The sequence below is a fragment of the Leucobacter sp. G161 genome (genome assembly GCF_001482305.1).
Classification (GTDB): Bacteria; Actinomycetota; Actinomycetes; order Actinomycetales; family Microbacteriaceae; genus Leucobacter.
On the sequence record NZ_LOHP01000100.1, the window covers coordinates 1 to 14,788 of the forward strand.

Here is a 14,788-nt window from a genome sequence, read left to right on the forward strand (position 1 = left end):
GTGTTCCTCAGGCGCTCGCGCCCGCTCTACGCGCGGCTGCGACGTGAGGAAGCCGAACGCGGCCGTGAGCTCGTCGAGGCGGTCGCGGGCGCCGAGACGGTGCGCGCCTACGGCGCAGCCGACGCACACCTCGACGCGATCGCGCAGGCGAGCGACACCGCCGTGCGCACGCAGCGTGAGGCGGGGAAAGCGCGCAACGTCTTCATCGCCGGGCTGAACGGCGCCGAGTTCGTTGGGCTCGCGGCCGTGCTCGCCGTCGGCTTCGTGCGCGTCACAGCCGTCGGGCTCTCGGTTGGTGCCGTCACCGCCGGTGCCCTGTACTTCCACAGGCTCTTCAACCCGATCGGTGAACTGCTCGGCAGCATGGACGACCTGCAACGCGCTCTCTCCGGGCTGCAACGCCTCGCAGGTGTCGTGCTCGCCGCACCAGCGGCCGCGGCCCCCGACGACGCGTCGACGGAGATCGCCGACGGCGCCATCGACATCCTTGGCGCCAGCTACCGGTACGGCGCCGAAGCCCCGCGTGACGCGCTCCGCGGCGTGGATCTCGTCATCCCAGAGGGAGCGACGGTCGCGCTCATCGGCAGCTCGGGATCGGGCAAAAGTACCCTCGCGCGTCTCATCGCGGGCTTCGACGAACCGCTCGCAGGCGAGGTGCGCATCGGCGGCGTCCCCGCGGAGTTCGCGCGCTCCGCTGGCAAGCCGGCTGCGCTGCTCGTCGCGCAAGAGGTGCACCTGTTCTCGGGATCGATCGCCGACAACGCGTGTATCGCGTCCGCCCACGCCAGCGACGCGGAGATCGCGGCGGCGCTCGACGCCGTCGGCTTCGACCTCACAGAGATTCCCGACGGCATTGACGGGTCCCTACCGCCGTCCATCAGTCACCGCGAAGCCCAGCAGCTCGCGCTCGCGCGCGTGCTGCTCGCCGACCCCGCCGTCGTCGTGCTCGACGAAGCCGGCTCGCAGGCCGGGGCCGATCCCGCCCTCGCCGCCGCAATGCGTCGCGTCAGCGAGGGGCGCACGGCGGTGGTGATCGCCCACCATCTCGACCAGGTGCGCGGCGCGGACACCGTCGTCGTGCTCGAAGACGGGCGGATCGTGGAGCACGGCGCCCCAGACGAACTCCTCGAACGGCCGGACGGCGCGTTCGCGAAGCTCTGGCGGATGTCGCAGGGAGCTGGCGGGTAGCGGTTCGGGTCTCTGCAAGCGCTGAGAGATCCATCGCCCGTGTTGCTGCGCCTCGAGCGGAGGTTGCAGCACTTGAGCTCCCGCCAGCAGTAGCCGCGAGCTGCAGACATGGGATGAAGGCTTGCCTCCCGCGTGGCGAAGTCGCCCCTGAATGACCCTCCAAGGTGACTTCACTGTCTTGTCGCTGGTCGTCTACCAGGGGCGGTGTTCTCCTGAACATTGTGACCGATTAGTCGTCGGCAGCGGGCGAAGGTAATGCTGAGAAGGCCGCAATTTTGCTCCGAGGAACATGCTTGTGCCGCGCAGTGGAAGTGAATGCAGGGACGGGCGTCATAGCGCCATAAGCGAAGTACTTGACGTGTGTGTAAAAAATGGGGGCATGGCTCTTGAACTTCATTTATAACTGTGGTTATATAATTCCAATTATAAATAAAGTGTCGCGAAACCGCGCTGAATTGGAAGGACAAAGATGTCTCGCAATCTGCTCGTCGGCTCACGGAAACACCGGTCCACTGTAGCCATCGCCCTGGTCCTGCTCGCGAGCACATTGGTGTCGTGCGCACGAGCCGCTCCGGAGCAAGGTCCGAAGCCCGAAGACACTGCGGAGCTTGTAGCGCAACTGCCTGAACCTGACGGGCCCGTAGACCAAATCTCCTGGAATTTGACGACAGGTGAACCCACGACGCTCGATCCCCGAAACGCCGTGACATACAGTTCCGGGCAAGTCGTCGCGAACCTTTGCGACTTTCTCCTGCGTCGAGACTCGGAATTCGATACTTACCCAAATCTCGCCGAGATCGAGCAGACGTCTCCCACCGAAGCTGTCATCCGGTTACGTGACGACGCCCGCTTCTGGGATGGTTCTCCGGTGACGGCAGCTGACGTCATCTATAGTCTTGAGCGCGCTGCCGACCCCGGGAACTCGATTGTCGCGTTTGTGTTTGGGGCTGTGCAGTCCATCCAGCCGGGACCGGAGAACTCCGTAGTCGTCACATTCAGCGAGCCCGACGCTTCTTTTGTCCACGGCATGGCCACAATCGCTGGAGCCATCATTCAACAAGAATGGGCAGAGCAGGCAGAAGGGGAAATCGGAAGCAACGCCACTGGCCTCATGTGTAGCGGGCCCTACAAACTGGAGTCGTGGCAGAGCGGTTCATCGATGACTCTTGAAAAGAATGACGACTACTGGAACGCTGATCTCGTACCGTTTGCGGATCGTGTCGATTTTTCCTTCGTCACCGATACCAACGCGGTTGCGCAGGCACTCGACGCCGGTGACATGGACGGCTCCTACGAGATTCCGGCGACAGTGCTTCCTGCTTTACGGGAATCAGCGCAAGGACAGTTGATTCTCGGCCCCTCAACGCAAACGTTTGCTCTGAACTTTGCTCATGCGGGTGGACCGTTCGCCGACCAGCGGCTCAGACTAGCCTTGCAAAAATCTCTGGACCGAGACTCCATCGCGTCAATTATTTTCGACGGCGCGGCTGAAGCGAGTTATGCGTTTCTGTCGACCACGAGTTGGCCAAACGAGTCTTCTGACATCTATGCGGACGGCTATGAAAAATGGGTCGAGGAACGCGCGTACGACATCGAAGCAGCAGCAGAGCTTGTGGACGCCTCAACGTATGATGGCGCTACCGTAACTCTGGGCATTGCCGCGGGAAATGATGCTGAGAGCAGGGTGGCACAGCTTGTCCAGCAACAGATGAAGGCAGTCGGTGTCGAACTGACGATCGAGCCCCTGCAACCGCTTGTCGCAGCTCAAGCCGCCTTCGACCCGACTGCGCGCGAAGGACTGGACCTACTGCTCCGGTCGTCGTTTAATTCCTCCCAATCTCCCATCGAACCGCTCTTCTTCGCAATGCTGCCTGGGCAGGCGTACAACACCTCCGAGTTCGACAACGATGAAGTGACCCGACTGCTGTACGAAGCCCGGGCCGAATTCGATCCGCGAAAACAGGCAGAGTTGCTCGTGCAGGCGCAAGACATCTACGAGTCAGAGAACCCGACGATCCCCGTCGTCGAACTGCGAACGCGCACTTTCTTGAACAATGCACTGACCGGCGCCGTGACATCGTTCGCTTACTGGGGGATGCCACAGATGGCGTACATCGGGTCGGCAGGGTAGCGCGATGCGGGCGGAGACTGCATCAGACACAGGCCAGGAGCAATCAGCGGGGAGCGGGTTTCACCTTCCTGCTTTGGCGGTGCGAACACTCCGCGGAATCGGAGGCGCCATTGCCACGTTGGGCGTGACCTCGTTTGTCATCTTCGCGAGTCTCTCCCTGGCGCCGGGAGATCCCGTCACACAACTATTGGGTGGGCAATCGAGCGAAGAAGCTCGCCTCGCGAAACGGGAGGAGCTGGGCCTCGACGAACCGCTGCTCGTTCGCTATTGGAGCTGGCTCACCGCGGCATTCCAGGGTGACCTCGGGACGTCCATGACCTACCGCGGAAGCGTGTCGGAGCTCGTTGGCCACCGACTTGAAACGACCGCCGTGCTCGTCGTACTCGCGGCACTCTTCGTCATCGTAGGTGGCGTTGCGTTCGGGATCATTGGTGGCGTGTCCAAACGTGGCGGGTCAGTCGTGGCGGCACTCGTCGGGTTGGGGGTGGCGGTACCCAGTTTTGTCTCAGCGAGTGTGCTGATCGGAGTCTTCGCTGTTCAACTCAGATGGTTCCCGACGTTCGGAACAGGCGACGGCGTCCTGTCCACGCTATGGCACCTCACGCTCCCGGCGATCGCACTCTCACTGAGTTACGCGGCTTACGTCGCGCAAATGACCGCCGCGGCGATGACTGAGGAGCGGGAGAAAGAGTACGTGCTCACGAGCCGAGGGCGGGGAGTAGCCGAGGGCGTTATTGTGCGGAAACACATCTTGAGAAATGCCGCGTTTCCCGTGCTCACTGCATCGGGTCTGGCGGTTGCAGGTTTGGTGTCAGGGACCGTAATCGTGGAACAGGTGTTTTCGGTCGATGGGGTTGGGGCGCTGCTTGTGTCCAGCGTCCTCTCGAAAGACTACGCCGTAGTGATGGCTATCAGCATGCTCATTGTCATCATCTTCTTGGTGATTATGGCGGCTGTGGACGCCGTGCAGGTTGTGCTGGACCCCCGGCTGAAGGCTGTGATGTGATGTCCGCAACTCTGTTCATGTCCGCCCGTAGTGCCCGTCGAAAGACAGGAATCGGTGGGCGCGCCACAACCTCAGTTGCGGCCTCCGCGGTCGCACTTATTCTGGTCGCTGCGGTGCTCGGGCCGTGGATAGCGCCATTCGACCCTGTCGAGGCCAACGTGCTGCTTGCATCGCAGGGCCCCAACGCCGTTCACTGGCTAGGTACGGACTCGCTGGGACGGGACATTCTTTCGAGAGCATTGGCAGGTGCGCGACTGAGCATCTCTGCTCCAGCAATGATCGTGCTGCTGAGTGGGGTGATTGGCACCGGGCTAGCCATGTTTTCAGCATGGCACGGAGGTGCACTCGACCAAGTACTCGTGAGATTGCTTAACGTCATGTTCTCGATCCCAGGAATCTTGGTGGCGATCATCGCTGCCGCTACGTTTGGGACCGGTTTTTGGGCCCCCGTGATTGCCTTGAGCCTCGTCTACATTCCTTACGTTGCTCGCGTGGTTCGGAGCGTTGCGATTGTCGAACGACGACGTGGCTACGTGGAAGGTCTCCAGCTCGCTGGCGCTTCTGTGCTGCGGATCAATATCCGACACATCCTCCCGAACCTCTTCCCGATCATCTTGGCCCAGATCACGTTTGGCTTCGGAGCAGCTTTGGCCGATTTCGCTGCAATCTCATTCATTGGGGTGGGCGTTCAACCGCCCAGGGCTGAATGGGGAGTCATGCTCGCGGACGGACGTTCTGAACTCTTGAACGGGGCGATGATGCAAAGCCTTGTCGCAGGAACCCTGGTCGTCGCATCGGTCGTTGGATTCAACTTTCTCGGGACTCGAGTGGCGGGAGGAGTGAAATCATGAGCGAACAGGACAGTGCAGTTTTAGTAGTGGAGGAGTTGCGCGTCTCCCGGAAAGAGCCAGGCGAAGGTCAAGGCCTGTTGTCTGGAATAAGCTTCGAAGTTGGAAACTCTGAGGTGCTTGGGCTGGTTGGCGGTTCGGGTAGTGGAAAGTCTCTCACCGTTCGTGCGTGCATGAATCTCCTTCCTGAGGAGCTTCGAGCCGAAGGGAGCGTCAAGTTCCGCGGAACCGAGCTCCAAACTCTGGGTGGCAAGCACATGGCTGACTATCGGGCTCGCGACTTTGGCCTCGTCCACCAGGACGCACGTTCGAGCATGAACCCCCGACGAACCGTTGGGGATTTCATCCTCGAAAGCGTGCTGCATTCCCGCATGCTTTCATTCGACGAGGCGTTCCACTCAGCGTGTGCGCTGCTCCGAGACGTAGGAATCAGTAACCCGGAGGCCCGAATGAGGCAGTTCCCCAACGAACTGTCTGGGGGAACATTGCAGCGCATGATGATTGTCGCGGCGCTGCTGCACAATCCGAAATTGATTTATGCGGACGAGCCCACCTCAGCGCTTGACGTGATCGCTCAGTCTGACGTGATGGCAATACTCCTTGAGCAAGTTCGCGACCGAGGAATGGCGCTACTCCTCATCACCCACGACCTGGACCTTGCGACTGCTTCGTGCGACCAGATTGCTGTCATGCATGCCGGCCAGATCGTCGAGTCAGGTCCGGCGGGAGTCATCACGTCGCACCCACAGCATGGTTACACTCGGCGGTTGCTTGAAGCGCGGCACGGAACAGCCTTGCCAGGGAACTCCGAGCCAGCCAGCAACAGTGATGCCACGAAGGGGACTAACTGATGAACGGGCAATCGGCCGCAGCGACGAGGCCGGTTGAATCGGCTGCGCTCTCGGTGAGGAAGCTAGATAAGCGTTACGAGGGCAACCACGGTGACACCATCACTGTTCTGAGTCATGTCTCCTTTGACCTGCCTACGGGAAGTTCTTTAGGGATCGTCGGCGAGTCGGGCTCCGGAAAATCAACGGTCGTTCGAATTGTTGCCGGCCTCGAACGGGCAAGCGGAGGCGACATCACCCTGGGTGGCGCCCCGAGACGAGGCAGCAAGCACCAGCTTAAAGGGCCCGGTCACGGGCTTGTGCAAATGGTTTTTCAAGATCCATACGGCTCGCTGAGCCCCCGGCAGCGAATCGGAATCGGACTCGTGGAAGTGCTCGGGATACGTGGGAGAGTGCAGCGCCGTGATCGCACGGTCCGGGCTCTGGAACTCCTCGAGACCGTGGGATTAGACCGACGAACAATGGGTGCGTACCCACGTGAACTGTCGGGAGGCCAACGGCAACGGGTAGCGATCGCGCGTGCCTTGGCGCTGGAACCGGCAGTGCTCGTTCTCGACGAAGCAGTCTCCGCGCTCGACGTGATAGTTCAGGCGCAGATTCTGCGAGTGCTCCAAGAGATCCGGGCAAGACAAGACATTAGCTTTCTTGTGGTGTCTCACGATCTCGGAGTCATCCGCCAAATCACTGACACTTGCCTCGTGCTGCTCCGGGGCGAAATCGTGGAGCAGGGGCCGACGGGGGAGATGCTCGCACATCCGCAGCACGAATATACGCGAGCACTCATTGCCGCAGTACCGCGCCCCGGCTGGAAGCCTCGTCGCCGTGCCGAGTAATGCTCGGCTTTCAGCGTCACAGAAACACCGAACTAAAGGAGAAGGAAAATGTTTGTCCAAGTCGCAGATTCCTCAGAACGAAAGAAACTGACAGTCCGGTCATTGGAAGGCTTAGCAGCATCGATCGGGCAGGAATTCACTACGCCGGCGTTTCAGATGGAGGCTGAACGAGTCCAGTACTTTGAGCGGGCGACCTATCTCGACGTCAAGCATGCTGCATATGGGGAGCCAGAAGGGCTTGGCTATGGAGAAGGGCTACTCGAAGGATTCCATCTTCTCGGCATGATCGATTTTCTGCTCACGAGCATCATTGAAGTCGACGATGGGTTGAACGTCACTCCCTGGAACTACGGTCTCGATCACGTTCGCTTTGTCTCTGTGCTGCGGCTCTCCGATGTATTCCGTCTCCGCGTGATGCTGTCCGGTGTCCAAATTAGGCCAAGCGGCACTCTCGTGAGCTTTGAGACCTCGGCAGAGGTTGATAACCGGGAACGCCCTGGATTCACCGCCACCTTCCATTCGCTTTGGACGGACAACTCTCGTCAGGGCGAACGAACCGCGCCGCAGCAAGGAGCTCGAGGGGAGTCGACCAATGAATAGCGCTACGCAGATACCCCCACTCGTGCAATTAGCACCTCATCACGAAGTCTTGCGTTCACGGACCATGCCTGACGCTTTACTGCGATTAGCGAAGCACCGAAGAGATTCACTCGCGCTCCAAGAGATCGAAGGGCTCCAGCGATCGCTGACGTGGGGCGAGCTACACGAACTTGTTGAACGGGTGCGCTCCGGCTTGGAACGGGCTGGGCTTCGGGCTGGGGAGAGAGTCGGAGTGCTCCTGAGGAACCAGATTGAGTTCCCTGTCGTTTGGCTCGCAGTCATGAGCGCGGGCGCAGCCATAGTGCCGCTCAACCCGAAGTACACCACTCGGGAGGTCGAAGCGTTACTGCGTGATGCTGATGCGGCATGGCTCATCGGTGCGACAGACCTTCTCTTGCCCCATTTTGCAACCCAATCGGTCGGGGGCGTCGACCTCGCGCAGGTCATCGCGGTCGGCACTCCCCGGGCGACAGAATCGTCGGAGCAATTTTCTCCTGGATGGGCCTTTGCGGATATCTCCGAAGCGCCACTCACCAAAGCCCTGCATATAGGAAGCCCTCTTGACGTAGTAAACATTCAGTTCACCTCGGGCACGACTGGGCTACCGAAAGGTTGTTTACTCACTCACGAGTACTGGATTGAGCTTGGAGTTCACTCTGCGGCAGCTTACGGGGATCCGCAACGCTATCTAGCGGACTTTCCGTTCTACTACATGCAAAACCAGGCCTATTTCGCAATGGCATTGGCTTCAGGCGGAGCTCTCTATATCGCTCCGGGACTGAGCCGGCGGAAGATGATGGGGTGGCTGCTTGACTGTGAGATTGATTTCGCGTGGGTCAGTGAAGAGATGCTGCAGTTCGAGATTTCTGAAGCTGACTCGCGGCTCGCTCTGCGGTACGCGCCCGTTGCGGGAATGCCCGCGAGCGCGTACGGGAAACTGAGAGAACGTTTTGGGATTGAGGCCAGAGAATCGTATGCGAGCACCGAAGTCGGCTCGGCTATTGGTGTGCCGCGAGAGCGCCTCGAACTCGCGGGAACCGGCACCATGGGGGCTTGTCTGCCGAATCGTCAATCAAAAGTAGTCGGGGCAGACTTGCGGGAGGTGCCGCCGAATACGCCAGGGGAACTGTGCATCCGGGGTCGCGGCATGATGCTGGGCTATCACAACCGACCTGAGGCGAATGCTGACCTGTTTTTACCAGGCGGCTGGTTTAGAACGGGCGACATCGTCACGAAAACTGAGGATGGGTTGCATTACTTTGTGGGCCGGGCCAAAGACATGATCCGCCGTAGCGGTGAGAACATTTCAGCAGTTGAGGTCGAGATGCATTTGCTCGGTATGGATGGGGTGAACGAGGTAGCCGTCATTCCCGTGCAGGATGAAGAACGAGGCGAAGAGGCGAAAGCTATTGTCGTGCGCTCTGCCCTGAGTATCGAGGTGGCGGACCTGGTGGACTGGGCCAAAACAGGCTTAGCGCCATTTAAAGTCCCTCGCTTTTTCGAGTTCCGTTCTGAGCTCCCTCGAACGGAAAGCGGTAAGGTAGCAAAGGCAACGCTCAAGGCGGAGCCCGCTATGCATTCCGGAGTTGTGGACACGCGTGCAGGCATCCGAACTGAGCGAAAGATTCAGTGAGATGTCTGGAGTAGCTTCAGTGCCAGTGTGGGTTGATCGTGAGGAACGGCGCGACCAAGTGATTCGGGCTGCGATCGACGAGCTTGGCGAGGTGGGCTTCTCGAAGTTCTCGCTGAAGAATGTCGGTGCTCGACTCGGCGGATCCGTGACCCTCGTCACCCATTATTTTTCCAGCCGGACTGAGCTCTTTGGAGCGATGATGGAACACATCCTCCAAGAGAGCGTTGCGGCCGTCGAGAAAATCAACAAGCTGGATGACGCCGAATCTCGACTCGCGACTATGATCACCTATTTCGTACCGGAGACTCCCGAGCGAATGTCCGTTGAACGTGCCCGGGTGGGTATTAGTACGTACTCGGCGTCCGATCCGGAAGTGCACAGTTTCTTCCGACGCTTAGACCCGAAGATGCGTGCTGTCGTCGCTGCAGGGCTCAGAGGAATAGTCCCAACTCGTAACATGGAAAATGCGATCGATTTTGTCCGGGTGTGGGCCAGCGGGGTCGTGCTATTGATGATTGAGCGGGCCGAGGTTTGGGAGCCGCAGCAACGTGACAAAGCCGTCGCATTCATGCGCGAGGCCCTGTCAAGCTTTGCTTATGGGCGTCATCAGAAAGGTGTGCCCGGCAAGAGGCCCGCTGAGAGCTACTGAACGACCCGGATCCCCGTCGCCCCAGCAGCCTGCTCGAGCGAGCCGAGGTTTGTGAGGTTCGTGAACCCAGCCGCGGCCATGAGTTCGATCGCCTGGCCGGAGCGGTTGCCCGACCGGCAGTACACGAGGTACTCGGCCTCAGGGTCGAGGGTCGGGATCGCGCCCGGAATCTCGCCGCCGTTGAAGTCGATGAGCTGCGCGCCGTCGAGGTGGCCCGCCGCGAACTCCTCCGGGGTACGCACATCGAGCAGGATCGTGTCCTCGCTCACCTCAACGGTCGAACCCGAATTCCCCTCCGGTGCGGTGCCAGCCGAGCCGGCAGAGCTCGGCCCGCCAGCGCAGGCGGTGAGGCCGAACAGCACGGCGGCAGCCGACAGCGAGGTGAAGGCGGAACGGAGGGGAAGACGGGAGCGACGCATCAGGGGTGACCTTTCGAAAAGCGGAATGAACTCAGTGTGGCAGAACGGGGCCGTTAGACGGCGGCCGGGGCCGAGACCGGCTCCGAAACAACGGGCTCGTTGCCCGGCTCCGCGATCCACGCGAGGTAGCTTCCCTTGAGTTCGGCCACGTCGTAGCCCTCGCGGCGCAGGGCGCTCGCCGCAACCGAGTTGCGCACGCCACTCTGGCAGTAGGTGATGATCGTGCCGGCGTCCTTCGCTGGGAGCTCGCCGAGGTTCCAAAGTACGCGGCCGCCCGAGAGCTGCGCGGCCCCGGGCAGGTGGCCGTCTGCGTACTCGGTCTTGTTGCGCACGTCGAGGAGGAGGGCGCGGTCGACGCTGTCGAGATCCTTCGGCAGCACGATCTGCGGCTCCACGAGCTCGAGCCCGTCGAGCGACGTCACGAAGCCCCGCACCGAGTCGATGCCGACGCGCACGAGGTGATCCCGCAGCTCCTCGGCCTCCTCCCGCGAGTCCGCGAGCAACACGAGCGGGCGTGACTCCGTCTCGGGGTTGTAAACCCACGCGCCGTAGCTCGCGGCCTTCTCGACGCCCGGGATGTTCAGCGAGCGGGGCACGGTGCCCGTGTGTACCTCGGTATTGTGGCGGGTGTCGACGAAGATGACGCTGTCGTCGGCGAGCGCGGCGGTGAGATCCTCCGCCGTGTACTCGGTGAGCTCCGGGGCCTCGCCGATCACGGCCGGCCCCTCGCGGTTCTCGATCTTCATGCGGCCGAAGTAGGCGTGTGCATCCGGCTGACCCTCGAGCAGCTCAGCGATGAAGCCCTGCTCGTCGTTGTTCTTCAGGTAGCGGCTCCACCACGAGAAATTGCGCTCGTAGCCGACCGTCGAAGACGGAACCGAGCCGAGCGCCTTGCCGCATGCCGACCCGGCACCGTGCGCGGGAAGCACCTGCACATAGTCGGGGAGGGTGAGGAAGCGGTCGCGCAGGCTCGCGAAGAGCTGCTTCGCGCCCTCGAAGCGGGTGTCGACGCCGCCGGCTGCCTCATCGAGGAGGTCGGGGCGGCCGAGATCCCCCACAAACACGAAATCACCCGTGAGCACGAAGCCCGGCTCCGAGGACTGCGCGCCGTCCGTGATGAGGAACGACAGGTGCTCGGGGGTGTGCCCCGGCGTGTGCTGTGCCTCGACCGTGATGTTGCCGAGCGTGATCTGGTGGCCGTGCTGCATGCGTACGGCGTCGTCGAAGCCGTCGCCGTACGTCCAGTCGGGTCCGCCCTCGTCGGAGACGTACATCTCTGCGCCGGTGTGGGCCGCGAGCTCGCGCGTGCCCGAGAGGTAGTCGGCGTGAATGTGGGTCTCGGTGACGCCGATGATCGTCATGCCGTTCTTCTCGGCGATGTCGAGGTAGACGTCGAGGTCGCGGCGCGGATCGACGACAATCGCCTCGCCCTTCGCCTGGCAGCCAATAAAGTAGCTCGCCTGGGCGAGGTCTTCGTCATAGATGCGTTCGAGCAGCATGGGTGGCTCCTTCTGGGATGGGCGTGGCGGCCGGTGGTGTTTGTGGGGTGGGCGGTGGATCGCGCGGGCTTGGCTCGCGCTTGCGCCTTAGGCGCAGCTGCAGCGGTCTGCGGCCGCGACGCCCTCGAGTGCCTCTTCGATGTGTTCGCCGCAGCCTGCCCAGGTCGGCTTGTTGCAGTTGCTACAGGTGATTCGTGCGCACATGGGGGATCCTTACGTGTGTTCTGGTGTTCTGGTGTTCTGGTGTTCTGGTGTTCGGTGGTGCTGTGAGCGGTGTTGCTCTGCGGCGATGGCTCGGCGTTGGTTAGTCCGCGGCGGGAGCGTTCGCGGCCTGCGCTGCGAGCTGCTTGCGCACGTCCTCCATGTCGAGGTCGCGCGCGCCCTGCACCAGGTGCTCGAGCTGCTGCGCCGGGAGGGCGCCCGCCTGCGAGAAGACGAGGATGCCGTCGCGGAAGACCATGAGCGTCGGAATCGACGTGATCTGGAACTCCGTGGCGAGCGCCTGCTCGGCCTCGGTGTCGACCTTGCCGAACGTAATGTCGGGGTGGGCCTCCGACGCCTTCTCGAAGACCGGGGCGAATGAGCGGCACGGTCCGCACCACTCTGCCCAGAAGTCGACGAGCACGATGCCTTCGGCGTCGACCGTCGGAACGAAGGTGTCTACGGTGAGGTCTTTGGTTGCCATGGTGTGGCCTTTCTGTTCGTCTGCGGGGGAGCGGCGCTTACGCGCGGCCGAATAGCTTCGCGAAGAAGCCGGGGCCGCGTGCAGCCTTGGCGGCCTCGACCTGCGCCGCGGAGTGCTTGCCGTTGCACCATTCAGATGAGGGGACGCTCATCTTCACCATCTCGACGTGCTGGCCGCAGCCAGCCCAGGTGGTCTTGCTGCACGTGCGGCACTTGGTCGGTCGGCACATCTGGTTCTCCTTCGCGCGCCGCTAGGCCTCGATAGCTCAATACCCCCGGGGGTATCTTGTGGTCTGCGCATAACTATACCCCATGGGGTATCCTGGTGGTCAAGCCCCAACGCGAAGGAAGGCCTGCAATGTCTGATCAGAGCACCGTCACCGAGCCACAGCTTGGCGCAACCCCCGAGGCAAAACGCAAGATCGTGAACCGCCTGCGCCGCGCGCACGGGCAGCTCGCCGCCGTGATCGATGCGGTCGAGGGGGAGGCCCACTGCCGCGACGTGGTGCAGCAGCTCTCTGCAGTGACGAAGGCGCTGGACCGCGCAGGCTTCCTGGTCATCTCGACCGCGCTGCAGGAGTGCATCGCCGACCCAGACAATGAGAACGCCACGAAGCCCGAGGAACTCGAGAAGCTGTTCCTGTCGTTGGCGTAGCCGCGCTCGGTGCTCACCGTGACCTCATACGCCTGGGCGAAGCCCTGAACGGGGTTGACGGCCTCATAATAGGTGCAGTAGATGCGGACATTTTTCAACGGCAGTTGCGGGAGAGCGGTATCGGTACGACGATCTCCGTGGCACGGTGCCCCTAAGGGATTGAGGCAGCTGAGTTCGTTGTCGACCTGGCGCCAGAGCTCGACCGCGCCGAGTCGCTCGCAGTAAGAAGTGATTGAGGTTGACTGTGCTTTCGGCGCCGGCGAAGACTTGTTTCTTGAACCTGCTACTGAGCGCGTTTACTACGCTAACGAAGCGCTACCAAGGGATCTCGGAGTGAAGTAATTCGATGAGGAGCCCCTGCAGTTGTTGCGGGGCATGCGAAGCCGGCTGGCGCTCGGTATCGGCGTTGCACCGATTATTCTTTTAACAACCATGTCCGTCGAGGTTGCTTCGGCTGTGCATCTGGCGGCTGTCGTTGCGAAGCCCGCCCAAAATGTCCGATGCTCAGAGTAAACGAGCCGAGTGTGTAGCACTGTAGCTAGCCAGATGCTTTTCGAAAGCCGCTTCAGAGATGACGGGTATGCCGTAGGATCGGGCTTTTGCGGCCTTACCGCTCAGCGAGTCGGGATCGGCGGCAACTACCACCTTAGTTGACTTGGAAATTCCACCTGAAGCCAGGCCTTTGGCAACGATTTCAGATATCCATTCGTCCCGGGGCTTGTTGAGTGTGCCGGTGAAAACGACTCGGTCTCCGAGCTGAAGAAGGCTTTCGCGAGGTTGGGTGTGTGATGTTTTGGCACTGTGCAAGGCTGAAGTGAGGTCCTCGAGCGTCAACCCCATCGAGGCTGTCGCACTGGTGAGATCGGCCAACTCGGCATCGGTGAGCTCTCCGTCAGACCAAGCTTCTGCTGCGAGACTCGCGAGGTATTCCCGGTGAATCTCAATCATGCGGTCTGCAGAGATTCCAGCGTCGGCAGCTATGCCAATGAGCTCTCTGCCCTCTGTTCTGGAGATATTCGCGTCGAGCAATGCGCGATCCAACGCAACGAGGTAGGTGGCCTCGTCGTGCATGGCTCCTGGTATCCAGGTGTTTGCGAGTACATCTTCCATCCATGAGGAAGGACGTAGCTCATCGAGTCGGTGCCGCAGCGCCTGGCTTGGCGGGGCCTGCTGCGTTGTTCGGGGCCAGGGGAAAGCTGCTGACTGTGCAGCGTCTTCATGCCATTCCGCTAGCGAGCTGCCTCTTTGCATAAGGAACGTGAGTAGTTGGGCGGTTGCCTCGGCATCGCCCAGCGCAGTGTGAGCCTCGGTAAGTTCGATACCCAATGCCTCGCAACAGTGAGTAAGCTTTGCCGACCCGAGCAACCGGCCTGACCATTTCATCGAGCAGAGCGCGACGGGACGTTCTGGTACCCCAAGCCCAGCCCGTTCCAGTTCACAGTGGAGGAACCGCATGTCAAAGCTTGCATTATGGGCAACCAGCGTTCGCCCAGAGATGATTCCCAGCAAATGATTGCTGACCTGTTTGAAGTTTGGAGCATCGAGTAGCTCACCTGCAGTGATCCCGTGGATGTGGCTTGCTCCTACATCCCTTTCTGGGTTCACCAACGTTGTCCATGAGCTCTCGCGGTTTCCGCGCGCGTCTACAAGGACGACTCCCACTTCAAGGACACGGTCGTTGAGCTCTGGGGCTAGCCCCGTGGTTTCAAAATCGATAACTGCGTATCCGGTCATCGTAAGGAATTCCTCTGACTTGAGTGTGGGGGAGCGGGCGGGAACTTCTGCTTCTCGAGTC

General features: G+C 61.2%; 15 protein-coding genes. 10 read left to right on the forward strand and 5 right to left on the reverse strand.

Annotated elements, in window-relative coordinates:
* The 9 genes from AUL38_RS16020 to AUL38_RS16065 all read left to right on the forward strand — a co-directional run.
* On the forward strand, window positions 1-1,188 hold a 1,188-nt coding region (locus AUL38_RS16020; protein WP_153006643.1), incomplete at its 5' end, for an ABC transporter ATP-binding protein.
* Between the two features lie 469 nt (window positions 1,189-1,657).
* Window positions 1,658-3,319 carry an ABC transporter substrate-binding protein gene (locus tag AUL38_RS16025; RefSeq protein WP_059063730.1) on the forward strand — a complete coding sequence of 554 codons (1,662 nt, stop codon included), beginning with the start codon at window positions 1,658-1,660 and terminating at the stop codon, window positions 3,317-3,319.
* 4 nt (window positions 3,320-3,323) lie between these two features.
* Window positions 3,324-4,325, forward strand: a complete 1,002-nt coding sequence (locus AUL38_RS16030) for an ABC transporter permease (protein WP_059063733.1) — start codon at window positions 3,324-3,326, stop codon at window positions 4,323-4,325.
* Between the two features lie 17 nt (window positions 4,326-4,342).
* Window positions 4,343-5,176, forward strand: coding sequence for an ABC transporter permease (locus AUL38_RS16035; RefSeq protein ID WP_201023778.1), 834 nt, complete (start codon window positions 4,343-4,345; stop codon window positions 5,174-5,176).
* Window positions 5,173-6,024 (forward strand): ABC transporter ATP-binding protein, encoded by an 852-nt coding sequence (locus AUL38_RS16980; RefSeq protein WP_083506969.1) that lies wholly within the window; start codon window positions 5,173-5,175, stop codon window positions 6,022-6,024. The genes AUL38_RS16035 and AUL38_RS16980 overlap by 4 nt, the downstream gene beginning before the upstream one ends.
* The gene (locus AUL38_RS16050; RefSeq protein ID WP_083506970.1) at window positions 6,024-6,854 is read left to right on the forward strand and encodes an ABC transporter ATP-binding protein; all 831 of its coding nucleotides are present in this window, start codon (window positions 6,024-6,026) and stop codon (window positions 6,852-6,854) included. The genes AUL38_RS16980 and AUL38_RS16050 overlap by 1 nt, the downstream gene beginning before the upstream one ends.
* A gap of 48 nt (window positions 6,855-6,902) precedes the next feature.
* The gene (locus AUL38_RS16055) at window positions 6,903-7,454 is read left to right on the forward strand and encodes a hypothetical protein (protein WP_153006644.1); all 552 of its coding nucleotides are present in this window, start codon (window positions 6,903-6,905) and stop codon (window positions 7,452-7,454) included.
* 64 nt (window positions 7,455-7,518) lie between these two features.
* On the forward strand, window positions 7,519-9,087 hold the full coding sequence (locus tag AUL38_RS16060; protein WP_201023779.1) for a class I adenylate-forming enzyme family protein: 1,569 nt from the start codon (window positions 7,519-7,521) through the stop codon (window positions 9,085-9,087).
* A 25-nt stretch (window positions 9,088-9,112) separates the two neighbouring features.
* Window positions 9,113-9,736, forward strand: a complete 624-nt coding sequence (locus AUL38_RS16065) for a TetR/AcrR family transcriptional regulator (RefSeq protein WP_059063746.1) — start codon at window positions 9,113-9,115, stop codon at window positions 9,734-9,736.
* Here the strand turns inward: AUL38_RS16065 and AUL38_RS16070 are convergent.
* From AUL38_RS16070 to AUL38_RS16085, 4 genes are all read right to left on the reverse strand, one after another.
* Window positions 9,730-10,155, reverse strand: a complete 426-nt coding sequence (locus AUL38_RS16070) for a rhodanese-like domain-containing protein (RefSeq protein WP_059063748.1) — start codon at window positions 10,153-10,155, stop codon at window positions 9,730-9,732. The genes AUL38_RS16065 and AUL38_RS16070 overlap by 7 nt on opposite strands.
* A gap of 53 nt (window positions 10,156-10,208) precedes the next feature.
* Window positions 10,209-11,654 carry a rhodanese-like domain-containing protein gene (locus tag AUL38_RS16075; RefSeq protein WP_059063750.1) on the reverse strand — a complete coding sequence of 482 codons (1,446 nt, stop codon included), beginning with the start codon at window positions 11,652-11,654 and terminating at the stop codon, window positions 10,209-10,211.
* Window positions 11,655-11,958: 304 nt separating this feature from the next.
* Window positions 11,959-12,339 carry a thioredoxin gene (gene trxA, locus AUL38_RS16080; protein ID WP_059063752.1) on the reverse strand — a complete coding sequence of 127 codons (381 nt, stop codon included), beginning with the start codon at window positions 12,337-12,339 and terminating at the stop codon, window positions 11,959-11,961.
* 37 nt (window positions 12,340-12,376) lie between these two features.
* Complete coding sequence (locus tag AUL38_RS16085; protein WP_059063754.1) at window positions 12,377-12,568, reverse strand: hypothetical protein; 192 nt, start codon at window positions 12,566-12,568, stop codon at window positions 12,377-12,379.
* A gap of 128 nt (window positions 12,569-12,696) precedes the next feature.
* On the opposite strand from AUL38_RS16085, the gene AUL38_RS16090 reads away from it, so the two are divergent.
* The gene (locus tag AUL38_RS16090; RefSeq protein WP_059063755.1) at window positions 12,697-12,993 is read left to right on the forward strand and encodes a metal-sensitive transcriptional regulator; all 297 of its coding nucleotides are present in this window, start codon (window positions 12,697-12,699) and stop codon (window positions 12,991-12,993) included.
* Between the two features lie 504 nt (window positions 12,994-13,497).
* Here the strand turns inward: AUL38_RS16090 and AUL38_RS16985 are convergent.
* The gene (locus AUL38_RS16985; protein WP_083506972.1) at window positions 13,498-14,727 is read right to left on the reverse strand and encodes an exonuclease domain-containing protein; all 1,230 of its coding nucleotides are present in this window, start codon (window positions 14,725-14,727) and stop codon (window positions 13,498-13,500) included.
* Window positions 14,728-14,788 lie beyond the last annotated feature (61 nt).